Source organism: Streptomyces sp. NPDC059247, assembly GCF_042754005.1.
Taxonomy (GTDB): domain Bacteria; phylum Actinomycetota; class Actinomycetes; order Streptomycetales; family Streptomycetaceae; genus Streptomyces.
This window is the reverse complement of record NZ_JBHYZW010000009.1, coordinates 56,645-80,750: the sequence shown is the minus strand read 5'-3', so window position 1 is coordinate 80,750 and position 24,106 is coordinate 56,645. Positions and strand designations below refer to the sequence as shown.

The following is a 24,106-nucleotide window of genomic DNA, read 5'->3' as shown; positions in this document are numbered from 1 at the left end:
GCGGACGCACGGCGGGGGCCGGACCGCCGCCGCGGTCCGGCCCCCGCCGCACGGAGACCGCGGCTCAGTCGACCTCCGCCACCGCCTGCGCGAACTGCGCCGCGTACAGCCGGGCGTACGCCCCGCCGGACGTCAGCAGCTCCTCATGGGTGCCCTGCTCCACGATCGAGCCGTTCTCCATCACCAGGATCACGTCCGCGTCCCGGATCGTGGAGAGCCGGTGCGCGATCACGAACGAGGTCCGCCCGTGCGCGAGGCGCGCCATCGCCTTCTGGATCAGGACCTCGGTCCGGGTGTCCACCGAGCTCGTCGCCTCGTCGAGCACCAGGATCACCGGATCGGACAGGAACGCCCGCGCGATGGTGATCAGCTGCTTCTCGCCCGCGCTGACGCCCGAGCCCTCGTCGTCGATGACCGTGTCGTACCCCTCGGGCAGGGTGCGGACGAACCGGTCGGCGTGCGCCGCCCGCGCCGCCTCCTCGATCTCCGCCCGGGTCACCTCGCGCGTCGCGCCGTACGCGATGTTCTCCGCGATGGTCCCGCCGAACAGCCAGGTGTCCTGGAGGACCATGCCGATCCCGGACCGCAGCCGCTCCCGGGTCATCCTCGCGATGTCCACCCCGTCGAGGGTGATCCGGCCGCCCGTCACCTCGTAGAACCGCATCAGCAGGTTCACCAGGGTCGTCTTGCCCGCACCCGTCGGACCGACGATCGCGACCGTCTGGCCCGGCTCCACGCTCAGCGACAGGTCCTCGATGAGCGGCTTGTCGGCCTCGTAGCGGAAGGAGACCCCCTCCAGGGCCACCTTGCCCTTGAGGTCCACCGGGTTCTCGCTCATCGGCGCGTCGGGCTCCTGCTCCTCGGCGTCGAGCAGCTCGAAGATCCGCTCGGCCGAGGCGACGCCCGACTGCACCAGGTTCGCCATCGAGGCGACCTGCGTCAGCGGCATCGAGAACTGGCGCGAGTACTGGATGAAGGCCTGCACGTCACCGATGGAGAGCGTGCCGCTCGCCACCCGCAGACCGCCGACCACGGCCACCAGGACGTAGTTGAGGTTCGAGACGAAGAACATCACCGGCTGCATCACACCGCTGTTGAACTGGGCCTTGAACCCCGCCTCGTACAGTGCCTCGTTCTGCTCGCGGAAGTCCTTCGCGGACTCCTCCTGCCGCCCGAAGACCTTCACCAGCGTGTGCCCGCTGTACATCTCCTCCACGTGCGCGTTGAGCGTGCCCGTGGACTTCCACTGCTGCACGAAGTGCGGCTGCGAACGCTTGCCGATCTTCGCCGCGACGAACACCGACACCGGCACCGTCACCAGCGCCACCAGGGCGAGCAGCGGCGAGATCCAGAACATCATCGCGAGCACGCCGACGATGGTCAGCAGCGAGTTGACCAGCTGGCCCATCGACTGCTGGAGCGTCTGCGAGATGTTGTCGATGTCGTTGGTCGCCCGGGACAGCACCTCACCGCGCTGCGCCTTGTCGAAGTACGAAAGGGGGAGCCGCGACAGCTTCGCCTGGACGTCCTCCCGCATCCGGTAGACCGTCCGGTTGATCACCTTGATCGACATGCGGGTGGAGACCAGCATCAGCAGGCCCGCCGCCACGTACACGCCGAGGACCACGAGCAGCACCGTGCCGACGGACGGGAAGTCGATCCCCCGCCCCGGGGTGAAGTCCACCCCGGACAGCATGTCCGCCATGCCGGAGTCGCCCGAGGCCCGCAGCCGCTCGACCGCCTCCGTCTTCGTACCGCTCTCGAACTGTCGTCCGATCACGCCCGCGAAGACGAGGTCGGTCGCCTTGCCGAGGATCTTCGGACCGACCACCGAGGCCGCCACCGACAGCACACCGGCGATCAGCATCACCCAGAGCGCGCCGCGCTCGGGCGCCAGCTGCCGCAGCAGCCGCTTGCCCGAGCCCTTGAAGTCCATCGACCGCTGGTCGGGGCCGCCACCGGCCATCATGCGTCCGCCAGGACCGGCCATCAGGCTGCCTCCGCCTCGGTGAGCTGGGAGAGCACGATCTCCCGGTACGTCTCGTTGTCCGCCATCAGCTCCCGGTGCCGCCCGGTGCCGACGACCCGGCCCTCGTCGAGGACGACGATCCGGTCGGCGTCACGGATGGTGGAGACCCGCTGGGCGACGATCACCACGGTCGAGTCGGCGGTCTCCGCCGACAGCGCCGCCCGCAGCAGGGCGTCCGTCTCGTAGTCCAGCGCCGAGAACGAGTCGTCGAACAGATAGATCTCCGGCCGCTGCACCAGGGTCCGCGCGATGGCGAGGCGCTGGCGCTGCCCGCCGGAGACATTGGTGCCGCCCTGGGCGATCGGGGCGTCCAGACCGTGCTCCAGCTTCCGTACGAAGTCGGCCGCCTGGGCGACGCCGAGGGCGTGCCACAGTTCCTCGTCGGTGGCGTCGGGCTTGCCGTAGCGCAGGTTCGTGGCGACCGTGCCCGAGAAGAGGTAGGGCTTCTGCGGGACCAGCCCGACGGTCCTCGCCATCAGCGCGGGGTCGAGGGTGCGCACGTCGACGCCGTCGACCAGGACCTGGCCGCCGGTGGCGTCGAAGAGCCGGGGGACGAGACCGAGGAGGGTCGACTTGCCGCTGCCGGTGGAGCCGATGATCGCGGTGGTCTCACCGGGCCGCGCGACCAGCTCGACGTCCTTGAGGACGGACTCCTCCGCACCGGGGTAACGGAAGTCCGCTCCCCGCACCTCCAGATGGCCGCGCCGGTCGAGCGCGGTCACCGGCTCCGCCGGGGGCACCACGCTGGACTCGGTGGACAGGACCTCCTCGACGCGCTCCGCGCAGACCTCCGCGCGCGGCACCATCATGAACATGAAGGTGGCCATCATGACCGCCATCACGATCTGCATCAGATAGGCGAGGAACGCGGTCAGCGCGCCGATCTGCATCCCGCCGCTGTCGATGCGGTGCGCCCCGAACCAGACGACGGCCACGCTGGAGATGTTCACGACGGTCATCACCGTCGGGAACATCAGCGCCATCAGCCGGCCGGTCGCCATCGACACGTCGGTCAGCTCGGCGTTGGCGCCGCGGAACCGGTCCGCCTCGTACCCGTCCTTCACGAACGCGCGGATCACCCGGTTGCCGGTGATCTGCTCGCGCAGCACCCGGTTCACCGTGTCGAGACGCGTCTGCATGGTCCGGAACAGCGGACGCATCCGCCGCACGATCAGCGACACGGAGATCCCGAGCACCGGCACCACCGCGAGCAGCACGCCCGACAGCGGCACGTCCTGCCCGAGCGCCATCACGACGCCGCCGACGCACATGATGGGCGCGGAGACCATCAGGGTGAACGCCATCAGGACCAGCATCTGGATCTGCTGCACGTCATTGGTCGTACGGGTGATCAGCGAGGGAGCGCCGAAGTGGCCCAGCTCCCGCGCCGAGAACGACTGCACCCGGTCGAAGACCGCGCCGCGCACGTCCCGGCCCAGGGCGGCGGCGGTCCGTGCGCCGTAGTACACGGCTCCGATGTTGCAGACGACCTGGACCACGGAGACGCCGATCATCAGGGCGCCGAACCGCAGGATGTAGCCGGAGTCGCCGGAGACGACGCCGTTGTCGATGATGTCCGCGTTCAGGGTGGGGAGGTAGAGGCTCGCGCAGGTCTGCAGGAACTGCAGCAGTACGAGCAGCGCGATCGGTTTTCGATAGGGCCGGAGGTGGGTTCGGAGAAGTCTTATGAGCACGGCTCCTACTATCGCCCGCACCCCCGGGGCGTTACGACTCCGTTTCGGGGTGCGGGCGCGGCCCTGGCAAAGACTTGTAGGAACCTTGACGAACCTTTACGAACCGGAGGCGCCCGGCCTCGAAGGACCGAAGGCGCCCGGGTGGATCTGGTCCCGGGTCGCCGCGTACTGCTGGCGCACCGCCCGGCCGACCGCCAGCTCCTCGCCGGGTTCGAGCACCTGGGTGGCGGCGCCCTGCCAGGCCGGGGGAGCGGACGGGGACAGGGTGCCCCGGGCGACCCCGAGGGCCCAGGCGGCCTGCCGGGCGGCACCGAGCGCCGCGTAGTCGGCCGGCTGGGGGACGACGACCTGCGCCCCGAACAGGGCGGGCGCGACGGCCTGCACCGCGTGGAGCGAGGCGGCGGCGCCGAGCAGGAAGACCCGCCGCACCTCGACGCCCCGCGAGCGCAGCACGTCCATGGCGTCGGCGAGCGAGCAGAGCATCCCCTCGAACGCGGCCCTGGCCAGGTGCTCGGGCTTCATCGAGGCCCGCCGGAGGCCGCTGAGGGTGCCCGCGGTCCCGGGCAGGTCCGGGGTCCGCTCGCCCTCCAGATAGGGCAGCAGGACGAGCCCCGAGGCGCCCGGGGTGGACTTCAGGGCGAGCGCGGACAGCTCCTCCAGGGAGGCGAGGTCCAGCATCTCGGCGGTGCCGCGCAGCGCCCGTACCGCGTTCGAGGTGTGGACGACCGGCAGGTGCATACCGGTGGCGTCGGCGAAGGAGGTGATCATGCCGCTGGGGTCGGCGAGGGCCTCGTGGTGGACGGCCATCACGGAGCCGGAGGCGCCGAGCGAGACGACCGCGTCGCCCGGTCCGAGCCCGAGCCCGAGGGCGGCGGCCATGGTCTCGCCGGTGCCCGCGGAGATGAGGAGGCCCTCGGGCGTGGTGCCGGCCGCGGCGGAGGGGCCGAGGACCTCGGGCAGCGCGGCCCGGTGCCCGAGCGCCAGCTCGACGAGGTCGGGGCGCCAGGTGCCGGTGCGGGCCGACCAGTAGCCGGTGGCGGAGGCGGCGCCCCGGTCGGTGGTGCGGCGGGCGGGCCTGCCGAGGAGCTGCCAGACCAGCCAGTCGTGCGGCTGGAGGACCATCGCGATCCGGCGGGCCTGCTCGGGTTCGGTGCGGGCGAGCCAGCGGAGCTTGGCGACGGCCTGCCCGGAGGCGGGCACGGAGCCGACGGCCTCGGCCCAGGCCTGGCGTCCGCCCAGCGAGTCGACGAGGTCGGCGGCGGCGACCTGGGCCCGCTTGTCGTTGCGCACGAGCGCGGGCCGGACGAGGCCGCCCTGCGCGTCGAGCGGTACGAGCCCGTGCTGCTGCGCGGAGACGCCGATGGCCTCCACGCCTTCGAGGAGCCCGCCGGTGGCGGCCTCCCCGAGCGAGAGCAGCCAGGTCTGCGGGTCGACGTCGACGGCCTTGGGTTCGCCCGGATGAGAGGCGTATCCCTGCCGCAGTACGGCACCCGTGTCCGCGTCACAGACGACGATGCGTGTGAACTCCGCTGAGCTGTCGAGTCCGGCGACTATCCCCATGCACCCGATTCTGCCGCACGCGGGACGGTTCAGGTGTTGCTGGTGCCCCAGTCGTCGTCCTCGACCCTTCCGTTGCCCGCGCTCCGCTCGCGCAGTGCCTGGATGCGGACGGTCACGGAGGACGGCAGCCGGTCGCCGACCTTGTCGCCGACGACGTGCGCCGCCTTGCCCGCGGCCTGGCGGCCGGTCTGGGCGGCGGACTCGGCGGCGTTGCGCACCGCCGGGTTCTGTGTGAAGTCCCGCACGGACTTCTTCAACTGCTCGTACCGTTCGCGCCCGGCCCGCGTGCCGATCACGTAACCGAGGGCGAGTCCCGCGACGAACGTCAGCTTGTACCGCACGGCCACCATCCTTCCCTGAGCTTCACTGATGTGTCCCCGGTGCCCGCGGCGATACCGATTGGCGGAGCACCCCCCTGCTTGCGCTAATGTATGTCTCGCAGCGAGCGAGCGCCCTCCCGGTTCAGCCGGACTGGGTACGATCGCTGCGACGCAGCAATCCCCTGTAGCTCAATTGGCAGAGCAGCCGGCTGTTAACCGGCAGGTTACTGGTTCGAGTCCAGTCGGGGGAGCGCGATCCCCTGTAGCTCAATTGGCAGAGCATTCGGCTGTTAACCGGAGGGTTGCTGGTTCGAGTCCAGCCGGGGGAGCGGAACGGAAGAGGACCCTTCGGGGTCCTTTTTCGCGTCTGCGGGAACCGCGAGGACCGCCCCGGGGTCTTCATGGTCAGCAGAGCCGATCTTCCGGAGCAGGAGATCGTATGAGCGGCTATGCTGCGGCAGACGGCGCGCACACTTGTACGCGCGTCACCGTCGGGGGCGGTAGCTCAGCCGGTTAGAGCAGCGGACTCATAATCCGTCGGCCGTGGGTTCGAGTCCCACCCGCCCCACATGACACGCCGTAGGTTCACCCGTTTGACCAGCGGCAACGGCGAGGCCCCCTCCGCGGAGGGGGCCTTTTCGCTGTCTTCGGGATCATCGGCTCGCCCGATGACCGCCCGGATCTCCGGGCGGGACCGCGCCGCCGCCAGGGCCTCCCCGGAGGCCGGGACCGCCCCGGCTGGTCGAACGACTGTCCGAGCAAGGGTGACGATCAAGGGGGCGCGTGAGGGGCGCGCGGAGACCGTCTCGCACCCTCCCGCGCATCGCTCCGCCTGCGCCCGAGGGGAAAGGCGCCCCGTCGAGTGATCCGGACGGCGCGGAGCGAGGCCCCACCAGGGCCCGGGGCGCTGGCTGATGCGGGCTTTGTCCTGGGCGGGGGCCGTGCGGGCAGCCCTCTGGGCCGGTACGCGGGCGGCGGCGGCGAAGCCGGGTCGGTGATCGGCCACCGGCGGGGTGTGCCGGGTGTTCCCCCGGAGGTGGCCGGGTGCTCGGACAGCCAGTTGCCCGGCGGAAGGGCCGACCACCGGGGAGCGCCGTCGGCGCCGTACCGGGAAGGGACGGCCTCGCGCACCCGCCGTCGCCCGACCCGGCGAGACCCGCCGAGGCCCGGCGGGGCGCTGGCTGCGCAGCGCCATCGCTGCCCGCTTCGCCGATCGAGAAGCGGCGCAGCTCGATGCGTAGCCGACAGAGTGCGCCCTGCGAGCACAGCCCCGCCGATCGGTGGAGCTGTGCTTTGTGAGGGCGGACGTCAGGCTCAGTCAGCCGACGGCTGGGCGGCTTCCCATCCGCCCGAGTGAGGCAGAGGAGCGTGCTTGGCGGCGCCGGGCGGCAGCGCGGCGACGCAGGCGGTCGAGCAGGCATGGACGAGCAACGGCAGGACGTCGGTGGCGACCACGAGCGAGATCCACCGCTGGTGAAGTTCTCGTCCCTCCACCGGCCCGTCACAGACACCGCACGTGCTGATTGCTGTCGTGCCCCACTGCTTCGGGTCCAGTGCGGAGAGGTGGCCGCCGGACTGGACCTCGCTTGTCGTCCGCAACCGGGGGAAGGGCGGGCGGTACTTGGAGTTGCCGAACAGCGAGCGGGTGCTGACCGTGCTCCTCGCCAGCTTCGAGCACCGGGTGATCTCGTAAGGGAACCAGTGCAGCCGGTGGGACGTGTACGGGCTGAACTCCTCCAGATTCGTCATCGCGCCGATCTCCGGCGGAATGCGCACGAGATTGCTGCCGTAGAGCCTCAGATGCTTGACCTCGGTCAGTCGGGCGATGCTCGCGGGCAGAGTGATGACGTCACGCCGCTCTTGCGGGCTGAGCTCGACGAGCGGGTTGAACTCCTCCCGGCCGTCCGCAGCCGCCTCTTCGACGAGCGCGAGAAGGCGCAGCCAACCCGCCGAAGACGTGTCCTGCTGCTCTCCGTGGAAGCCGACCCGGGCACGTGGTTGCACCTTGTACTGGTTGAAACAGGCGCAGCGTTCCCGGTGGATGGGCTGACCGTCCGGCCCGATTCCTTCGGGCCATCGGTTCGCGAACAGGCGGGGCTCAGGGCTGGTGGCATCCATACGGCCAAGATAGGAACCCCGTAGGACGATCGCACTCGGATTCGGTACTAAGGGCTGTGCATGTGCTGACTGTTGCGATGCATGGTCCAGGCTCGGGCGGCAGCGATCAGGGGGGCGCGGTGCGGCGCCGGGTCGCTGGCGGCGCGGCTCTCCCAGACACCGCGCAGGGTGGCTGCGAAGGTGGCGACGGCCGAGGGCTCGGCGTTGCTGTAGGCGGGCACTGCCTGGGCGAGGGCTTCGGCCTGCTCCGCGGTGTGGCCGGCGTGAATGAACCGCGGGACGGCGAACGCTGCGTCAGCCCACGCAGGGCCGGGGCAGGCAAGAGCCCAGTCCAGTACGCGGATGCCGTCTCCGGTGACAAGCATGTTCAGCGGCGACACGTCGGAGTGGACGAGAGCCCGGCCTTCGAGATCGGGGGAGCGGTCGGCAGGGAAGAACCCGGACCAGCGGATGTGCAGGGGCTTCTTGCGGACCTGCTCGGGCCACGGTGTCTCGGACATGGTGCTGAGCGCGTCGAGGAAGGGGCCGAGGTCGGGTGAGCCGGGGCTGAGGTCCGGGTGCGGGCCGACGAGGTACTCGTACCCGGTGAGCAGCCACCCGCCGGCGTCAACCTGCCAGAGCACGCAGGGGGCGAGGGGTGCGACGCGGGTCACGCGTGCTTCGTAGTCGTACATCCACGCCGTGGGCTCGTCGCTGCGGGTGCCTTTGACGAAGACGGGCCCGGTGGCGGTGTGGAGGGTGCAGGCGAGGCGGGCCATGACGCCGGTCTCTGCCGTCTCGGCGTGCTCGACGGGGCCGGTGCAGGCCTCGACGGCGCGACGGGCCTCGGATGGGAGTTCGAGCCATGCGGTGCGGTCCACCTGCTTACTCCTCGTGCAGAACGGAAGACGAGTCGGCGATCGGCCACCGGCGGGGTGTGCCGGGTGTTCCCTCGGACGTGGGCGGGTGCTCGGACGGCCGGGTGCTCGGCGGAAGGGCCGACCGCCGGGGAGCGCCGTCGGCGTCGTACCGGGAAGGGGCGGCCTCGCGGGCCCGCCGTCGCCCGACCCGGCGAGGTCCGGCGGGGCGTCGGGCGGGTCGGCGCCGTGCTCGTGGTCGTCGTTCTTCTCGGACGGGTCCGGGGCCGGAGCTCGGGGGCGTACGGATCTGGCGCATCCTCAAGGTCACCGAAGAGGTCGGTGAGGAGTCCGAGGTCCTGCGCGGTGCGAGGGGCGCCCACCGGCGCGAAGGCCGCTCTCTCGCGGCTGGACCGGCGTCGACAGGGAGTTGTGTGCCGTGATCGTGACGGCGATGGTGGCCCTGACCTCCTCCGTGCCGGACGCGGAGTCCCTGCTCGACGAGCACCTCGACCGCCTCGTGAGCCGGACGGCTTCGGTCTGATCCGCGAGACCGGGTGCATGGGTGTCCCCAGGGTGCCGGGGCGGTCGAGGGGCCCCCGCCGGGGACGTGGCGGCCCCGGCGCCGCCGGGAAGGGGCGTCCGGAGAGCACGCCGCCTGTCGGGCGTCAGGAGCACGGAACCCCCGCCGGTACTCAGGGCCTCCCCCTAGGGTGAGCGCATGATTCCTGATTTCGTCTCGGATCTCCGGAAAACGGTCGGCTCCGACTGCCTGCTCTGGTTGCCGGGGGTGGTCGCGGTCGTCCGTGACGAGCACCGGCGGGTGCTGCTCCAGCGCCGGTCCGCCGACGGGCCCTGGACACCGCTGAGCGGGATCGTGGAACCCGGTGAGCATCCGGCCGTCGCGGTGGCCCGGGAGGCGGAGGAGGAGACCGGGGTGCGGGTGGTGGTGGAGCGGGTCGCGGCGGTGACGCACTCGCCGCCGGTACGGCACGGCAACGGAGACCGGGCCCAGTACTTCGAGGTCGTGTTCGCCTGCCGCCCGGCGGACCCTGGGCAGGAGCCCCGGGTCCGCGACGACGAGTCGGCGGAGGTCGGCTGGTTCCCCCTGGACGCCCTGCCGCCGATGAGCGAGCGGATGCGGGAGATCATCGCGATCGTGGAGAAGGACGAGCCGTCCGCCTGGTTCGCGCCCGCGCCGTGACCGGGCCCTTCGGCGTCGGGGCCGGACGGTCCGGCCGTGCGGGGACGGCTCCCGCGCGGACGGCGAACTCGCGCGGGCCCGGCACGGGCGCCGGGCCGTAGCGGAGGCTGGTGGTCGGCGCCCGCGGCGCGGGTCGCCTCGCCGGGACCTCCGGTCCTCGCTGTCCCGGGGTGGTGTTCGACACGCGGACACCGCGTCGAAGGTTCGTGCGGCGGCGGGCTCGGTCGCCGGTCAGGCGGGTGTGCGGAGGGGTGGGTGGGTGTCGTGGCGTCGGTTGTCGGTCTTGGCCGTGCCGGTGGCGCCGGTGTTCCCGTCCGCCCCGCCGCTTCCGCCGCTTCCGCCGCTTCCGCCGCTTGTGGCGGTCGTCCCCGTGCCGGGCGCGCGTCCGGGGGCGGGGAACGAGAAGGCGGGTGCCGAGGTGTAGGCGCGGGCCAGGGCGATCAGGTGGGTCTTCTCGGCCGTCAGGGCCGTCGCGTGCTCCTGGAGAGTGAGGGGCTCGGGTGATTTGTCACAGGGAAACGATTCTCCTGGGGAGTCGTAGCGAGGGCGGCCCGCGAGCTTCGCCCGGCGGGCCTCCTTCATCACGCAGGCCAGGGCCATCGCGTCCGCCTGGACCGGGGGGAGTCCCAGCGGCCGGACGCGCTCGCGCGCCAGGACGGGGAGCCCCGGTGGCACGTAGTGGTCGAGCTCCAGCATCGCGTCCCGGATCTCGATGAGCTTGCGGTAGGCGAGCAGTCCGCGCGGGACCGGGGGCCAGAGGAGTTCGAGGAGCCTCGTCCCGCGCCGGGTCAGGACGACATGGGGGACGGCGCCCACCAGCTCGCGCCAGAGGGGCCAGAGACGCCACACGGTACGGGCGTCGGCCAGGGTCCTGGCGAGGGCGAGGGCGGTGGGCGCGAGGATGGCCGCCGCTCGCAGGAGGGCGTGCAGGTTGATCAGGAGCGGGAGGTACGGCAGTACCCACGGCACGTCGGACGAGAGGAGGAGCAGTCGGCCGATCCAGAAGAGCGCGGCGAGCGCGGTGCCCGAGGCGAACAGCCACAGGGCGGTGGCCAGAGGACGGTCGTCGGTGCGCAGGGCGTACCAGCAGCAGACCACCACGCACACGGAATTGGACACCACATGGGTGGAGATGAGCGTCAGCCAGTACGCGGAGGACGGCGTCGGCCCCCCGGCGGCGGTCACCGAGTGGGCGGTGTGCGCCGGGGCGGAGAGGTCGAGGACCGTCAGGACGATCAGGACCGCGCCGACGGCGGCGCACAGGCCGGTACGGAGCCGACGGCTCCTGCTGGGGGCCGACACGAAGAACAGCACGGCGCCCGCCGACACCACTCCGGTCAGGTTCCTCACCAGGTCGACCGTGTGGTCGGCGCCGAGGAGCCGCGCCGATCCGGTGACGGCCGGAAGGTCGAGCGTCATCGCCAGGCCCGCCGTGGCCACGGCCAGCCACAGCCCGCGCTGTTCCGGGGAGCGCAGGGACGCCGCCGCGCGCAGGAGCGCGGCGAGGCAGAGGCAGAGACAGCCGGGGTACGCGAGCCAGGTGCCGATCGCGGTCAGGTGCGCGCTCAGCACCCGGAGTCCTCCACCCCGATGGCCGCGCTCAGACTGGCGAGCGGACCCTGTGGCGCGTGCCGGTGCGGCTGGTCCGCCCCGGTGCGCAACATGCTGGCGAGCAGTTCCGCCTCGCGTTCCTGACGGGTGGAGTAGTTGGTGCGGCCGAGGATGCGGCCCACCATGTGCGGGTCGAGGTCCGGCAGGAAGGTGCTGCGCAGGGCGTCGCCGTCGTCCGTCTCCTCCGCCTGCGGACCGTGCTCGAAGAGCATGTGGCCGAACTCGTGCAGCACGATGTGCTCCTGGTGGAGCGCGGAGGTGTGCCGCTCGTAGAAGATGTGGTCGTCCGTGGTCGTCGCGAGCCAGAGGCCGCAGGCGCCCGCCCGCGACGCGTCGCGGGGTAACGGGTGGAGGTGCAGGGGGCGTCCGCGCTGTTCCGCGACGTGTTCGCGGAAGGTGGGGATGGAGAACGGCTGGGGGAGCCGGACCCGCTCGGCGATCTTCCGACAGCGTCGGTGCAGGGTGGGGGTGAGCAACGGCTACCGCTCCTTGGCGTCGGTTTCGAAGAGGTGCCCCGTCACGTGGCCCTCGTCTCTCCGTCCGTTCCGGCGTCCTCGCCCGGTGCCTGGCGGTCGACCTCGGGGAGGTTCTGCGTCTTCCTCGTCTCGTTCACGATGGTGAGGAGGGAGTCGAGACTCGCGGGCGAGAGGCCCGAGGCCCGCATCGCCAGGCTGCGCACCTTGGCGTCCCGCAGGGCGGTGGCGAGTTCCAGCTGGGCCTTCACCCGCTGGGACACCTCTTCGTTGAGGAAGTACTCGGGGGGCACTCCGAAGAACTGGGCCAGGACGTCGAGCTGTTCGAGCGTGATGTTGCGCTTCTTGCCCGAGGCGAGTTCCCACAGGTACGTCCCGGAGATGGAGCCGCCGGTCGCGGCGCTGATCTCCCGGGCGAGGCGGGCGTACCCCGGCCGCTGCTGCTCGTCGGGGTAGACGGCGCGGATCAGTTCGACGAGCCGCTGGTCGAACTTCCGCAGCAACGGACGCACTCCGTCGTGGCGTCCAGGGTCCTCGCCCATGCGGCCCCTCCCCTCCCGAAGACACAGCCCATGTGTATCCCTGTTTTCCTGAGCGGACAAGAGTGATCCAGGACAGGCGCGGAGACGGACAGGGCTGTCCTCGTCAGCGGACGTGTTGACGCTCTTCATCCGCTGGCTTAGCGTCACATTTCGGCTACGTTCGGCGCCGGGCGAGGCGTCGTCCCTCCCTCCGAAAGGACCGCGATCGCATGGTGCAGCCGCGTGACACGCAGGACCGACGGGTGAACGGGCCAGGCGCGGGCCGCCGAAGGCCGGGCTTCCCGCCGGGCGCCGTGTCATGACGAGAAACGGCCTTCCCCGGCACGGTGGTTGACCCCTCCGCGCTCCGCGAAGGTCCGCACCCCCACCTCGCGCACCCCACCTCGCACCGGCCCCGTACGCGCTCCGCCCGCACGGTCTCCCCACCGTGCCCGCCCCCGTCCCCCTTTTCCCCGCCCCCATCCCCCCACCCGTGATCCCCGCGCGCCCCGCCGCGGCGGTCCCCCCCTCTCCCGCCGCCCGTGCGCCCGCACGGCGCTCCGCCCTGCTCGCGGCGGCGGTCCGTCCCACCCTTTCCGTCATGGATGACGTGCATTCCTGGAGGCATTGATGTCCGCACTGTCGGATCAACGGCAGACGTCCACCTTCGACATCGACATACGCACCCTGCAACCGGCGGACTCGCCGCGCTTCACGATCGACCAGGCACACGTACGGGCCCTCGCGGAGAGCGAGGCGGAGTTCCCCCCGATCCTGGTGCACCGGGCGACCCTGCGCGTCGTCGACGGTATGCACCGGGTGCGGGCCGCGGAGCTGCGCAACCGGCGCACCATCGGCGCGCGCTGGTTCGACGGGGACGAGCACGCGGCCTTCCTGCTCGCCGTGGAGTCCAACACCCGGCACGGACTCCCGCTCTCGGTCGACGAGCGGAAGCAGGCCGCGCTGCGGATCATCCGGACCCACCCGCACTGGTCCGACCGCAGCATCGCCGAGAGGACCGGCTGGAACGCCACCGGAGTGGGCGCGCTGCGCCGGAGCATCGCCGACCCGGACGCGCGGCCGGACGCGCGCGTCGGCCGGGACGGCCGGATCCGTCCGGCCACGGCGGCGGAGGGACGCCGGGTGGCCGCCGAGGTGATCGAGGAGAACCCGGCCACCTCCCTGCGCGAGATCGCCCGACGGGCCGGGATCTCCGTGGGGACGGCCCGGGACGTGCGCCACCGGCTGGCCCAGGGGCGCCCCGCGGTGCCGGACAGCCGTCGGTCCGACGACCCCGCGGACCCGGCCGCCGCCACCGCGTCGCCCGCGTCGGACGAGCACCGTGCCGGGCGCGCCGCCGCCCACGACCTCGCCCGCCGCATCACCCTCTTCGACGGCCTGCGCAACGATCCCTCGCTGAGGCTGAGCGAGAGCGGACGGCTCGTCCTGCACCGGCTGCACACCCAGCTGCGGACGACCGAGGAATGGAAGCGCCTCGCCCCCACCATCCCCCTGCACGGAAGGGAGGCGGTGGCCGACATCCTGTCCGCCTGCGCCGACGACCTCAAGGGGATGGCCCGGGAGTTACGGTGTGTCGAGGACTCCCTGACCGGTTGACGCCCGTCGCGCGGGGGAGCCGGAGGCTCCCCCGGCGGCGCCCGAGCCCACCGGGACGAGCGCCGGGGAACGGTGGACGACGGCGGTGACGACGAGCCCGCGACCGACCCGCCACCGCCCCCGGAGCGTGTGGAGCACCCGCCCCTCGTGGTCGTGACCGGTCCGCAGGAGACGGGCGCGGAAGGTCTGCCGGTACGGGTCGAGGACCAGCTCCGCCTCCCGGAAGTCGAGCCAGGACCCGGTCAGCGGGAACCACGCCTTGTACACGGACTCCTTCGCGCTGAAGAACACCCGCTCCCAGTGGAGCGAGGGCCGGGCGTGGCGCAGCGCACTCAGCCGGTCCCGCTCGGACGGCGAGGCGATCCGGCGGAGGAGGCCCGGCGGCAGCGGCGCGTGCGGTTCGGCGTCGATGCCCAGGGCCGCCACGTCGATCCTCCGCGACACGGCGGCGGCGCGGTAGCCGTCGCAGTGGGTCATCGAGCCCACCACGCCCTCCGGCCAGACCGGTGCCCCCCTCTCCCCGGGGACCATCGGCCCCGCCGGACGCCCCAGGTCGGTCAGGGCCAGCCGCGCGCAGTGCCGTACGGTGGCGAACTCCCGGCGCCTGCGGTCCACCGCCCGGCTCAGCACGGCCGCTTCCTCCGGGAAGATCCAGGCGTCCGGGATGTCACCGAACTCCTCGGCGGTCAGGACCGCTTCGGGAACCAGCCCGGTCAGCAGCGTGGACATCAGTGCTTCGCCTCCGAGGGCCGCCGGTCACCGCGCCCGGAGCGCTCGGTGTGCCGGACCGTCGCCTCCCACTCCGCGGCCAGCTCCCGCAGGTCCGCGTCGACCATCTGGCGCGGGTAGGCCCAGCGCAGCAGCGGCGCCGTCATGGCGGTGGTGACGAGGGCCATGACCACCATGAGCGAGTACAGGTCCGCGTCGAGCAGCCCCGCCTGCAGTCCCACGCCGAGGATGATGAGTTCGGTGAGGCCGCGGGTGTTCATCAGGACGCCCAGCGTCGTCGCCGACCGTCCGGGCTGACCGGCGGCCCGCGCTCCGAGGTAGGCGCCCCCGAACTTGCCGACGACCGCCACCAGCAGGATCAGGCCCAACTGACCGATCGCGTCCCCGTCCACCGTGCTCAGGTCCACCTTCAGACCCGCCACGGTGAAGTACGCGGGCAACAGCATCCAGGTGATCGACTCGAAGCGGACGACGACCGCCGCGCGCAGCCGCTCCGTGCCGTGGCGCGGGACGATCGCCCCGGCGAGGAACGCGCCGAAGATGAAGTGCAGCCCGAACCACTCGCTCAGGGCGCCGGACACGAGCAGCAGCACCGCCAGCACGCCCAGCGGCGCGGCGTGCCGCTCGCCGTCGTCCGCCCCCCGGGGCTCCCGGGCGGCCAGGAACCTGCCGAGCAGCGGGCGCACCACCACGATCATGACCAGGGCGTACGGCACGACCAGCAGCACCTGCCAGGAGTTCTGGCTCCCGGTGAAGGTCAGGACGGCCGCGAGGAGCAGCCAGGCGATCACGTCGCCCACGGCCGCGCTCGCCATCGCCAGCGCCCCTACCCGGGTCTGCTGGATGCCCCGGTCGGTGAGGATGCGGGCCAGGACCGGGAAGGCGGTGATGGACATGGCCGCGCCGATGAACAGCACGAAGGCGAGCCGGTCGCCGCTCGCGTGGTCGTTCCACAGCCAGACCGCCAGCAGGGTGCCGAGCCCGAACGAGCAGAGGATCGACCCCACGGACACCCCCGCCGCGGCGCGCCCGGTCCCGCGCAGCAGCCGCCGGTCGAGTTCGAGACCGACGAGGAACATGAAGAGCGCGACGCCGAGGTTGCCGAGCGTGCTGAGCATCGGCCGCACGTCCGAGGGGAAGACCGCGTCCGAGAGCGCGCCGTGGAACAGCGTCGGACCGAGCAGGATGCCGGCGAGGATCTCGCCCACGACGGCCGGCTGGCCGCACCGTCGCGCGAGGCGCCCCAGCACATGGGCGAGGGTGAGGATCAACGCCAGACCGACCATGATCATGGCTGTTTGGTGGGTGCTCATGAACGCTCCTTGGTTCTGCGGAGTTCTACGGAGTTCTGCGGAATTCTGGGGATTCCCGCGGATCGTCCGATCCGGGACGGCGGTGCCGTACGCGGTCGGGAACGGCGGAAATGCCGGGGGCGCCGGGGCTTCGCAAGGCGTTAGACACGGCGATCCGGGCGTTGCTATGTTGAGAGGTATGTCGAGCCCCGAGGCAGAAAGAATCGAGCCACCGGTGATCCGGTGGCTGATCGCGTAACCTCCGGCGACCCTGCTCCTCCCCGGCCTTCCGGTCGAGCAGCGTGTCGTGCGTCTGCCACGGATCAACCGCGTCGCGGGAACACGTCCTGAGTCATCTCCGGGACGGCTCCCACGCGACCGCATGACCTTCTGTCCATGCGTCGCGTCTCCCCTTTCTGCGATGTAGTTGGAGCTTTTTCATGCCATTCGCCATCTACGTTCTCGGGCTGGCCGTATTCGCCCAGGGAACGTCGGAATTCATGCTGTCCGGGCTGGTGGAGGACATGGCCGCCGACTTCGGCGTCTCCCTCCAGGCCATCGGCTCGCTGACGTCGGCCTTCGCCGTCGGCATGGTCGTCGGCGCGCCGCTGGTGGCGATGCTGAGCCTCCGGTGGCCGCGCCGCCGGGCCCTGCTCGCCTTCCTGATCACCTTCCTCCTCGCCCATGTCGTGGGCGCGCTCACCCACAGCTTCGAAGTCCTCTTCGTCACACGGGTGATCGCCGCCCTGGCCAACGCCGGTTTCCTCGCCGTCGGCCTCGCGACCGCCGCGAGCATGGTCGGACCCCAGGCCAAGGGCCGGGCGACCTCGGTCCTCCTGAGCGGAGTCACCCTCGCCTGTATCGCGGGCGTCCCCCTCGGTGCCGTACTGAGCGAGGCGTGGGGCTGGCGCTCTGCCTTCTGGGGCGTCGCGATCATCTCCGCCCCCGCGGTCTTCGCGGTGCTGCGGTCCGTGCCGTCGGCGCCCGTCGATCCCGCGGCCCCCAGCGTCCGCCACGAGCTGGGCGCGCTGCGCAGGCCCCGGCTGATCGTCATCCTCGTGCTCGGGGCGCTGGTCAACGGAGCGACGTTCTGCTCGTTCACGTACCTCACTCCCGTCATCACCAACGTCACGGACCTCGGTTCCGGGTGGGTGCCCGCGGCGCTCGCGCTGTTCGGCGTCGGGTCCTTCGTCGGGGTCAACATCGGTGGCCGGCTGGCGGACACGCGTCCCGGCCAGGTACTGGCGGTCGGAGGTACGGCGCTGCTGGCGGGCTGGCTGCTCTTCGCCCTCACGGCGGGCAACCCGGTCGTGGCGCTGGTCTTCGTCTTCCTCCAGGGCGCGCTCTCTTTCTGCGTGGGCTCCACCCTGATCGCGCAGGCCCTCTACACCGCGTCCGAAGCCCCCACCCTGGGCGGCGGCTTCGCCACCGCCGCGCTGAACGTGGGCGCCGCCGTCGGGCCCGCCCTGGGCGGCCTCGCCCTGAGCACCCAGCTCGGCTACCGCTCGCCGCTGGTGGTCAGCGCCGTGCTCGTCGCCGTCGCCCTGATCCTGGCGGGCGTCGCCCGGGTCACCGGCCTCACCGGCGGCAAGACCGGCACCGGCGCCGTGGAGGACCTGCCGTCCGGGCGCCCCGTGGAGGCCCGTTCCTGACCGCCGCTCCCCGTGTCCGGTCGCCCGCCCTCCCCGGAGGGCGGGCGACCGGCCGGACACCACGACGCGCGGGACGCCCGCGTCCGAGCGGAGATCAGAGCGGGGATCAGAGCAGGGAGAGGAAATGGGAGACCATCTCGGCCGACTGCTCGGGATTCAGCCGCGGGTCGCACGTGGACCGGTAGTCCGTGAACCGGGGCGGCTCGTCCCGCTCCGACACGCACTCGGTGACCGGATCGGGGGTCAGTTCCAGATGGAGGCCCCCGGGCCACTGCCCGTGCGCCCGCAGCGCCCGGGCGAAGGACGTGACCTCGGCCCGCATCGGTTCGATGAGCCGGGTCTTGTGACCCGCCAGTTTCAGCCCGTTGCCGTGCATGGGGTCGCAGAGCCAGACGACCGGCGCGCCGTGCCGGGCGACCGCCTCGACGACCGGCGGCAGGAGCCGGTCCACGTCCTTCGCGCCGAAGCGCACGATGAACGTCAGCCGCCCCGGCACACCCTCCGGGTTCAGCGACCGGCTCAGGGCGACCGCCTCCTCCGGTGAGGCCGTCGGCCCCAGTTTGACGCCGACCGGGTTGTGCACGGCCTGGGCGAGGGCGACGTGGGCGCCGTCCTCCCGACGGGTCCGCTCACCGATCCACCCGAAGTGGGCGGAACCGCTGTAGACGCCGTGCGCGCCCCTCCGCACCAGCGGCCGTTCATAGGGCAGCAGGAGCAACTCATGGGAGGTGTAGACCCGTTCCAGGACGGGCCGCCCCGGCCAGGAGTGCCGGATCTCGTCGAGGACGAGACGCGCGCACGTGTACGCGGTGAGCAGCCGGCGGGGTTCCGGGGTCCTGCCCGCCGTCTCGAACTCGGGCTCGTTCACGGCGTCGCCGCAGTAGCTGGGCATCTGGCGCCCCGAGCCCGAGTCCTCCGTCTCGAACGGCGAGGAGCGGGGCTTCCCGTACTGGCCGGCGATGCGCCCGATCGTCACCGCGGGCAGCCCGCTGCCCGCCCGCATGATCGCGGCCAGCCCCTGGAGGTTGTCCACCTTCTGCCGGACCAGTTCCGGAACGGCCTCGTGGAAGCGTTCGGCGCAGTCGCCGCCCTGGACGAGGAGCGCCGAGCCCCGGCCGACCAGGTCCATCCCGCTCATCAGGTCGACGGTCTCGTTCTCGGTGGTGAGGACGGGGAGCCCGGCCAGCTCCCGTTCCACCGCGCCGAGGGCGTCCGGGTCCGGCCAGTAGGGCTGTTGCGCCGCCGTCCGTCCGGTCAGGGACGCGAGCGTCATGGTCGCGTGCATCGTGATCTCCTCCGCCCCCACGGGAAGGGGCTGTCGTGGGTTTCGCGCACAGGGGTCCGGCGGGACGGTCTCAGCGCCGCTCCTCGGACATCGGGCTCTCCCGGTCCATCACCAGGTCCTCGACGCGGCACATCTCCGTGATGATCGCGTCGTACAGGTTCACCAGGAACGTCTCGTCGAGGCCGTGGTCCGCCGCGTAGCGGGCGGCCCTCTCCTTGACCAGGCTGACCCTGCCGGGCTGCATCATCGGCACGCCGTGCCGGGACTTGTACCGCGCGATGCGGACGCCGCAGTCGATGCGGCGGCGCAGCGTGTCCAGGAGCGTCCCGTCGAGGGTGTCCAGCTCCCCGCGCAGCCGGTACAGCTCGTCCTGTTCGGTCATCGGTCCTTCTCGCTTTCGTCGTCGGTGCGGTGGAGGACGCGGAACAGCTCCCGGCAGTGGTCCTGTTCGGCCGCCAGCTCCGGCCCCATGAAGCGCCGCAGCTCCTCGAAGACGCCGTCCAGTCCCTCGGCCGCCCCGCCGGGACCGTCGCCGTCGCCGAGGAGGGGGCCGAGGGAGCGCAGCGCGTCGGCGAGCGCCCGCCGCGCGGGCGCCGCACCGGGGTTGGACCACTGGATCTCCCCGTACACCTCGGGGGTGCCGCCGAGGATCCGGGCCAGCAGGGCGAGCAGGACCCGGTGCGGCGGCGGGGCGGTCGCCGCCAGCGCCCGGACGTCCACGCCCAGCCGGGTGAGGGCGAGCCCGAAGGAGAGGACCACCGCGTGCGTCAGGGCCTGGGTGGCCGCGGTCGTCCGGTCGTGCTCCTCCGCCGAGAGCCGTACGGGCCTGCCGCCGCCGCGCTCGACGAGCCGCAGCAGCGCCAACACACCGGGCCCGTCGCGCGTGACCACGGCCGCCACGGGCCGTCCCGCCATGCCCGCCGCCGGGGCGAACATCGGGTTGAGGCCGACGTGTTCGACCCCGGGGGCGTGGGTGGCGAGCTCCGCGGCCATGCCCGCCCTGACGGAGAGCGTGTCCGCGAGCAGCGCGCCCGGACGCATGAGCCGGGTCACCGGCGCCACGGCCTCGAGGGCCACCGCCTCGTGGACGGCGAGCAGCACGAGGTCCGCGCGGCCGAGGGCCGCCGCCAGCTCGGGCCCCGGCGCCGTGGCGTCGGCCACCAGACAGGGGCCCCGCTCCTCCGGCGGCGGTACGACGTCCACGACGAGCGTCCGGCCGCCCGCCTCCCGCAGCAGCCCGGTGAACATGCCGCCCACCGCTCCGCTCCCGCCGACGACGACGCTCCGCGCGAAGCCGTTCCGCGCGAAGCCGCTCACCGCGCGCCCGCCACGGCGACGCCGTCGAGGGCGGAGACCATCGCACGGGCCTTCACCACGGTCTCGGTGAACTCCTCCTCCTGGTCGGAGAGGGACACGATCGCCCCGCCGACCCCGAACTCGGCCCGGCCCGTGGTCAGCACGATGGTGCGGATGACGATGCTCAGGTCGGCGGCGCCGCTCAGCGAGAACCAGCCGAGGGCGCCGGAGTAGACGCCCCGGGGGCCCTCCTCCAGCCTGTCGATGATCTCCATGGTGCGCTTCTTGGGCGCGCCGGTCATGGAACCGCCGGGGAAGGCGGCACGCACACAGGCGGCGGTGCTCGTGTCGGGCCGCAGCGTCCCCCGGATCGTGGACACCAACTGGTGCACGGGGGCGAAGGTCTCCACCTCGAAGAGCCGGGGCACGTGGACGGAGCCGATCGCGCAGACGCTGTTGAGGTCGTTGCGGACCAGGTCGACGATCATCAGGTTCTCGGCCCGGTCCTTCTCCCGGCCGGCCAGGTCGGCCCGGAGCAGCTCGTCCTCCTCGGCCGTGGCGCCCCGGGGACGGGTGCCCTTGATGGGCTTGGACTCGACGCCACCGTCCGCGCCGATCGTGAGGAACCGTTCCGGCGAGGCGCTGAGCACCGAGAGTTCCGGGAATTCGAGCAGGGCGCCGTAGGGGACCGGACTGATCGCGCGCAGCGCGGAGTAGAGCGGCAGGGCCGCCGCGTCCGTCGGCGCCGTGACCATGTTGGTCAGGCAGATCTCGTACGACTCGCCGTTGCGGATCTCCTCCAGGCACTCGTCGATGCGCTTGAGGTACGCGTCCTTGTCGTGGCGGGCCCGGGCCGAGGCGCCGAAGCACGCCGCCGCCTCGGGGGCGCCGAAGCTCATGACGGGGGTCCGGTCCCGCGGGGCGTGGGCGGCCAGACCGGTGAGGATCTCGGCGGTCTTCCGCAGCCAGGCCCCGGCTCCGTCGTCCTGCCCGCGCCGGTCGAGCGCCAGCAGGTAGCAGCAGCCGTCCTGGTGGTCGAGCGCGATCACCCGGTCCGCGAAGAGCAGCGCGGCGTCGGGATGCGGGGAGCGGTGCGCGGGTTCGCCGCTCGTCTCGGCCTTCAGCTCGTAGCCGAGGTATCCGACGTAGCCCAGGTGGAAGTCGAAGGGCAGCCCGGGGACGGCGGGAACGCGCCGACGGGCGAGCTGCTCCTCCAGGTACGTGAAGAAGGGCTGCCGGACCCGCGTCGTCCGGCCGTCGGAGCCGCGCACGGAGACGACGCCCTCGGTGACCTGGTAGGTGACGTACTCGGCGAGCGGGCCCCGGCCGTCGCCGAGGAAGGAGAAGCGCGACGCGCCTTCGAGGACGGCGCTGCTGTCCAGCCAGAACGACGTGTCGTCACCGGACAGGCAGGCCCGGCGCACCTCCTCGGCGTCCGGCAGCACGCCGACGCGGCACACCCGGATCTCGTACGGGGAGGCCGCCCGGTCCCGGTGCGCCCGGTGGTGGGCGAGGGCGAGGTCGCGGAAGTTGGCGATGATCTCCCGGCCGAAGTCGCTGCCGATCGACTCCGGATGGAACTGGACGCCCCACAGGGGCTTCTCGCGGTGCCGCAGCCCCATGACGACGCCGTCGTCGCTCCAGGCGAGGGGCTCCAGCTCGGCGGGGAGGTCGGTGGCCGCCAGGGAGTGGTACCGCACGGCGGTGAACGGCGAGGGGATGCCCTTGAAGACGCCTTCGCCGGTGTGGCGCACCTCGGAGGCCCGGCCGTGCATCGGCTCAGGGGCGAGGGAGACGGTTCCGCCGAAGAGCTGGGCGATGCCCTGGTGGCCGAGGCAGACGCCGAGGACGGGCAGACCGCTGTCGGCGATGGCCCGGCGGCTGATTCCGAAGTCCTTCGCCCGGTCCGGCCTGCCGGGCCCCGGCGACACGACGATCGCGTCGAAGTCGTCGAGGCGCAGCCGCGACCAGTCGGCGTCGTGGGTCACGACGACGGGGGACCGGCCGGTGGCCTCGCCGATGTACTGGAACAGGTTGTAGGTGAACGAGTCGTAGTTGTCGATGAGGAGCGTGCGCATGGTGGGGCACCTTGTCTCGAAGGGCTCGCCGAGGGGCGCGGGGCCGACGGGCCGGGGGAGCAGGGAACGCCGGGGGACGGGGGCGGGGACGGGGACGGGCATGGCCGGACGTCGGACGTCGGACGCCGGGTGCGGGTGCGGGGGCCGTGGGCGCGGGGCGGGACCGGGCCCGCGCCCACGGCCCCGGCGGGCTCAGAGGGGCAGCGTCCCGCGCAGGTGCAGCCGCTCGGCGGTCCCGCCCTTGTCCTGGACGTGCCGGATCAGGAGGTCGCTGTCCACGATGGCGGGATGGCTCTCGTCGTAGTCGATGGCCATCACGATGCCCATCCAGGGTTCGAGGCCCATCGCGTACACGTAGACCGTGTCGGGCTCCAGCACGTCGACGATCTGCCGGGCCTGCGGGAAGTCGGAGCCGTTGAGCCGTCGGCTCTGGTCGTTCCGGCGGTCCAGCGGCTCCCCGTAGAGGGGGCCGTAGATCCAGCTGGCCGCCGCGCCGGTGCTCTCCATGCCGATGAAGACGGTGTCGACCGGGCCGATCACCTCCGCCACCTTGGCGTACATCGACGGCGAGATGTTCGTGGAGTCGGCGGCGAACAGGATCGACCGCTCCCCGAACCGCAGCAGCCAGCCCGTCTTGCTGCGGATCCGCAGGTCGCCGTGTTCCCCCAGGAACGGCAGGGCGACGACCTCGGCCGGGCCGCAGGACAGGGTCTCCAGGTCGTCGACCTCGACGACGTCGGTGAAGCCCAGCCGGCGCAGGATGCCGCCGAGCCCGGGGTCCACCAGGCTGGCGTTGGTGGACCGGGGGACCAGGACCCTGCCGACCCGGTGCCGGATCCGGATCAGGGTCTCGAACAGCATGTGGTCCTGGTGGTTGTGGGTGATGAGGAGGTGGTCGATGCGCTCCGGCAGATCGGCGAAGGTGAACCGGTTCTCCGCCCCGCCGGGATAGCCGGTGTAGCTCAGGGCCGGGTCCACCAGGAAGGTCGTCCCCCGGTGGCGGGCGAACACGCAGGCGTGGCCCACGTATTCGAGGACGTCGTGATCCGCGGGGGGCTCCGGTTCCGTGGCGGGGCGCGGGTCGGGCTCGAAGTACGAGGCGAACCGGGCGGCCCGCTCGCCCTCCAGGCCGAACGACGCCGCGAGGGCGTCGAGCGCGGCTCCCGTCAGACCGCCCCGGAACACCTCGTCGAGCAGCGGGGAGTCCAGGGGGACATCCACCAGCAACTGCTCCGGGCCGTACTCCAGCATCGGCGTCGTGAGGGCGAACTCGCGCGCGTCCTCCGTGACGGGACGGAAGCGCACCTGCTGCCACGAGGTGTCGTAGTACTCCGACGCGTACATGAGGGGTTCGATGAAACGGTAGTCGGCGGTGCGGTTGTCCCTGCCGTAGAACACCTCCACCCGTCCGGCGAGCGCCCGGGGCAGCTCCTGGTAGACGGGATCGAGGCACTCGCCGTTCCGGCCGGGCAGGATGTCCTCCTCCAACTGCCGGATCGCCTCGAAGAGTTCATCGAGGAGCGCCCGCCGGGGAGCGGTGTCCCGGTACCAGGTCTCGATGGCCTCGCGGTGTTCGTGGGCGTGGATCCAGGGGCCGCCGTGCATCCGGCGCTGCCGGACGGCCGCCGCGTGGACCTGGGGGGCGTCGAGGTAGCTCTCGACGATGCGGGTGAACCGGTTGTGGACGAAGCGGGCGAGGGTCTGGGGCGGCAGCAGGTACGACCAGCCGTACCAGCCGGCGATGACCGGCTCGACGGCGACGTCCTGACGCAGCGAGTAGCGCATGTCGGC

Annotated in this window: 19 protein-coding genes and 3 tRNA genes; 6 read left to right on the top strand and 16 right to left on the bottom strand. The window is 72.2% G+C overall.

Annotated elements, in window-relative coordinates; all coding sequences use genetic code 11:
• Positions 1-64: 64 nt before the first annotated feature.
• From ACFXGN_RS18315 to ACFXGN_RS18300, 4 genes are all read right to left on the bottom strand, one after another.
• A complete protein-coding gene (locus ACFXGN_RS18315) occupies positions 65-1,990 on the bottom strand; it encodes an ABC transporter ATP-binding protein (RefSeq protein ID WP_384859965.1) in 1,926 nt (641 codons plus the stop codon).
• The gene (locus ACFXGN_RS18310; RefSeq protein ID WP_384859962.1) at positions 1,990-3,723 is read right to left on the bottom strand and encodes an ABC transporter ATP-binding protein; all 1,734 of its coding nucleotides are present in this window, start codon (positions 3,721-3,723) and stop codon (positions 1,990-1,992) included. The genes ACFXGN_RS18315 and ACFXGN_RS18310 overlap by 1 nt, the downstream gene beginning before the upstream one ends.
• A gap of 96 nt (positions 3,724-3,819) precedes the next feature.
• Positions 3,820-5,283, bottom strand: coding sequence for an FGGY family carbohydrate kinase (locus ACFXGN_RS18305; protein ID WP_384859959.1), 1,464 nt, complete (start codon positions 5,281-5,283; stop codon positions 3,820-3,822).
• Positions 5,284-5,312: 29 nt separating this feature from the next.
• Entirely contained in the window at positions 5,313-5,624 is a 312-nt protein-coding gene (locus tag ACFXGN_RS18300; RefSeq protein ID WP_384859956.1) for a YtxH domain-containing protein, read from the bottom strand.
• Positions 5,625-5,781: 157 nt separating this feature from the next.
• On the opposite strand from ACFXGN_RS18300, the gene ACFXGN_RS18295 reads away from it, so the two are divergent.
• The 3 genes from ACFXGN_RS18295 (at position 5,782) to ACFXGN_RS18285 (ending at position 6,171) form a co-directional block, all read left to right on the top strand.
• Positions 5,782-5,854: transfer RNA gene (locus ACFXGN_RS18295), tRNA-Asn, on the top strand.
• Positions 5,855-5,859: 5 nt separating this feature from the next.
• Positions 5,860-5,932: transfer RNA gene (locus ACFXGN_RS18290), tRNA-Asn, on the top strand.
• A 165-nt stretch (positions 5,933-6,097) separates the two neighbouring features.
• Positions 6,098-6,171, top strand: a tRNA-Ile gene (locus tag ACFXGN_RS18285).
• A 746-nt stretch (positions 6,172-6,917) separates the two neighbouring features.
• Here ACFXGN_RS18285 and ACFXGN_RS18280 read toward each other — a convergent pair.
• A complete protein-coding gene (locus tag ACFXGN_RS18280; protein WP_384859954.1) occupies positions 6,918-7,721 on the bottom strand; it encodes a leucine-rich repeat domain-containing protein in 804 nt (267 codons plus the stop codon).
• A 47-nt stretch (positions 7,722-7,768) separates the two neighbouring features.
• The gene (locus tag ACFXGN_RS18275; RefSeq protein WP_384859952.1) at positions 7,769-8,581 is read right to left on the bottom strand and encodes a phosphotransferase; all 813 of its coding nucleotides are present in this window, start codon (positions 8,579-8,581) and stop codon (positions 7,769-7,771) included.
• Between the two features lie 697 nt (positions 8,582-9,278).
• Here ACFXGN_RS18275 and ACFXGN_RS18270 point away from each other — a divergent pair.
• A complete protein-coding gene (locus ACFXGN_RS18270; RefSeq protein ID WP_384859949.1) occupies positions 9,279-9,761 on the top strand; it encodes an NUDIX domain-containing protein in 483 nt (160 codons plus the stop codon).
• Between the two features lie 231 nt (positions 9,762-9,992).
• Here ACFXGN_RS18270 and ACFXGN_RS18265 read toward each other — a convergent pair whose 3' ends face one another.
• The 3 genes from ACFXGN_RS18265 to ACFXGN_RS18255 are packed head-to-tail and all read right to left on the bottom strand — an operon-like array spanning position 9,993 to position 12,387.
• Positions 9,993-11,333, bottom strand: coding sequence for an MAB_1171c family putative transporter (locus ACFXGN_RS18265; protein ID WP_384859946.1), 1,341 nt, complete (start codon positions 11,331-11,333; stop codon positions 9,993-9,995).
• Positions 11,327-11,848 (bottom strand): hypothetical protein, encoded by a 522-nt coding sequence (locus tag ACFXGN_RS18260; RefSeq protein ID WP_384859943.1) that lies wholly within the window; start codon positions 11,846-11,848, stop codon positions 11,327-11,329. Before ACFXGN_RS18260 ends, ACFXGN_RS18265 begins: the two co-directional genes overlap by 7 nt.
• 41 nt (positions 11,849-11,889) lie before the next feature.
• Complete coding sequence (locus ACFXGN_RS18255; RefSeq protein WP_384859940.1) at positions 11,890-12,387, bottom strand: hypothetical protein; 498 nt, start codon at positions 12,385-12,387, stop codon at positions 11,890-11,892.
• A 609-nt stretch (positions 12,388-12,996) separates the two neighbouring features.
• Between ACFXGN_RS18255 and ACFXGN_RS18250 the strand changes: the two genes are divergently transcribed.
• Positions 12,997-13,983 (top strand): transcriptional regulator, encoded by a 987-nt coding sequence (locus ACFXGN_RS18250; RefSeq protein WP_384859937.1) that lies wholly within the window; start codon positions 12,997-12,999, stop codon positions 13,981-13,983.
• Here the strand turns inward: ACFXGN_RS18250 and ACFXGN_RS18245 are convergent.
• Complete coding sequence (locus ACFXGN_RS18245; protein ID WP_384860385.1) at positions 13,951-14,703, bottom strand: 4'-phosphopantetheinyl transferase; 753 nt, start codon at positions 14,701-14,703, stop codon at positions 13,951-13,953. The genes ACFXGN_RS18250 and ACFXGN_RS18245 overlap by 33 nt on opposite strands.
• Positions 14,704-14,711: 8 nt before the next feature.
• Complete coding sequence (locus tag ACFXGN_RS18240; protein ID WP_384859934.1) at positions 14,712-16,025, bottom strand: cation:proton antiporter; 1,314 nt, start codon at positions 16,023-16,025, stop codon at positions 14,712-14,714.
• A 419-nt stretch (positions 16,026-16,444) separates the two neighbouring features.
• Between ACFXGN_RS18240 and ACFXGN_RS18235 the strand changes: the two genes are divergently transcribed.
• Positions 16,445-17,656: a Cmx/CmrA family chloramphenicol efflux MFS transporter gene (locus ACFXGN_RS18235; RefSeq protein WP_384859931.1), complete on the top strand. Its 1,212-nt coding sequence runs from the start codon at positions 16,445-16,447 to the stop codon at positions 17,654-17,656.
• A gap of 106 nt (positions 17,657-17,762) precedes the next feature.
• On the opposite strand, the gene ACFXGN_RS18230 is transcribed toward ACFXGN_RS18235, so the two are convergent.
• The 5 genes from ACFXGN_RS18230 to ACFXGN_RS18210 form a co-directional block, all read right to left on the bottom strand.
• The gene (locus ACFXGN_RS18230) at positions 17,763-18,941 is read right to left on the bottom strand and encodes a 3-deoxy-7-phosphoheptulonate synthase (protein WP_384859929.1); all 1,179 of its coding nucleotides are present in this window, start codon (positions 18,939-18,941) and stop codon (positions 17,763-17,765) included.
• 70 nt (positions 18,942-19,011) lie between these two features.
• The gene (gene cmlD / locus ACFXGN_RS18225; protein ID WP_384859926.1) at positions 19,012-19,323 is read right to left on the bottom strand and encodes a 4-amino-4-deoxychorismate mutase CmlD; all 312 of its coding nucleotides are present in this window, start codon (positions 19,321-19,323) and stop codon (positions 19,012-19,014) included.
• Positions 19,320-20,189, bottom strand: a complete 870-nt coding sequence (locus tag ACFXGN_RS18220; RefSeq protein ID WP_384860382.1) for a prephenate dehydrogenase dimerization domain-containing protein — start codon at positions 20,187-20,189, stop codon at positions 19,320-19,322. The genes cmlD and ACFXGN_RS18220 overlap by 4 nt, the downstream gene beginning before the upstream one ends.
• A gap of 65 nt (positions 20,190-20,254) precedes the next feature.
• Positions 20,255-22,315, bottom strand: a complete 2,061-nt coding sequence (gene pabB, locus ACFXGN_RS18215) for an aminodeoxychorismate synthase component I (RefSeq protein ID WP_384859923.1) — start codon at positions 22,313-22,315, stop codon at positions 20,255-20,257.
• Between the two features lie 192 nt (positions 22,316-22,507).
• Positions 22,508-24,100 carry an MBL fold metallo-hydrolase gene (locus ACFXGN_RS18210; RefSeq protein ID WP_384859921.1) on the bottom strand — a complete coding sequence of 531 codons (1,593 nt, stop codon included), beginning with the start codon at positions 24,098-24,100 and terminating at the stop codon, positions 22,508-22,510.
• Positions 24,101-24,106 lie beyond the last annotated feature (6 nt).

Excerpts from the sequence above, each read along its gene's own strand:
- ACFXGN_RS18315 (WP_384859965.1), bottom strand. The coding sequence starts at position 1,990 with ATGGCCGGTCCTGGCGGACGCATGATGGCCGGTGGCGGCCCCGACCAG.
- ACFXGN_RS18305 (WP_384859959.1), bottom strand. The coding sequence starts at position 5,283 with ATGGGGATAGTCGCCGGACTCGACAGCTCAGCGGAGTTCACACGCATC.
- ACFXGN_RS18280 (WP_384859954.1), bottom strand. The coding sequence starts at position 7,721 with ATGGATGCCACCAGCCCTGAGCCCCGCCTGTTCGCGAACCGATGGCCC.
- ACFXGN_RS18270 (WP_384859949.1), top strand. The coding sequence starts at position 9,279 with ATGATTCCTGATTTCGTCTCGGATCTCCGGAAAACGGTCGGCTCCGAC.
- ACFXGN_RS18255 (WP_384859940.1), bottom strand. The coding sequence starts at position 12,387 with ATGGGCGAGGACCCTGGACGCCACGACGGAGTGCGTCCGTTGCTGCGG.
- ACFXGN_RS18250 (WP_384859937.1), top strand. The coding sequence starts at position 12,997 with ATGTCCGCACTGTCGGATCAACGGCAGACGTCCACCTTCGACATCGAC.
- ACFXGN_RS18240 (WP_384859934.1), bottom strand. The coding sequence starts at position 16,025 with ATGAGCACCCACCAAACAGCCATGATCATGGTCGGTCTGGCGTTGATC.
- ACFXGN_RS18235 (WP_384859931.1), top strand. The coding sequence starts at position 16,445 with ATGCCATTCGCCATCTACGTTCTCGGGCTGGCCGTATTCGCCCAGGGA.
- ACFXGN_RS18230 (WP_384859929.1), bottom strand. The coding sequence starts at position 18,941 with ATGCACGCGACCATGACGCTCGCGTCCCTGACCGGACGGACGGCGGCG.
- cmlD (WP_384859926.1), bottom strand. The coding sequence starts at position 19,323 with ATGACCGAACAGGACGAGCTGTACCGGCTGCGCGGGGAGCTGGACACC.
- ACFXGN_RS18220 (WP_384860382.1), bottom strand. The coding sequence starts at position 20,189 with ATGTTCACCGGGCTGCTGCGGGAGGCGGGCGGCCGGACGCTCGTCGTG.
- pabB (WP_384859923.1), bottom strand. The coding sequence starts at position 22,315 with ATGCGCACGCTCCTCATCGACAACTACGACTCGTTCACCTACAACCTG.
- ACFXGN_RS18210 (WP_384859921.1), bottom strand. The coding sequence starts at position 24,100 with ATGCGCTACTCGCTGCGTCAGGACGTCGCCGTCGAGCCGGTCATCGCC.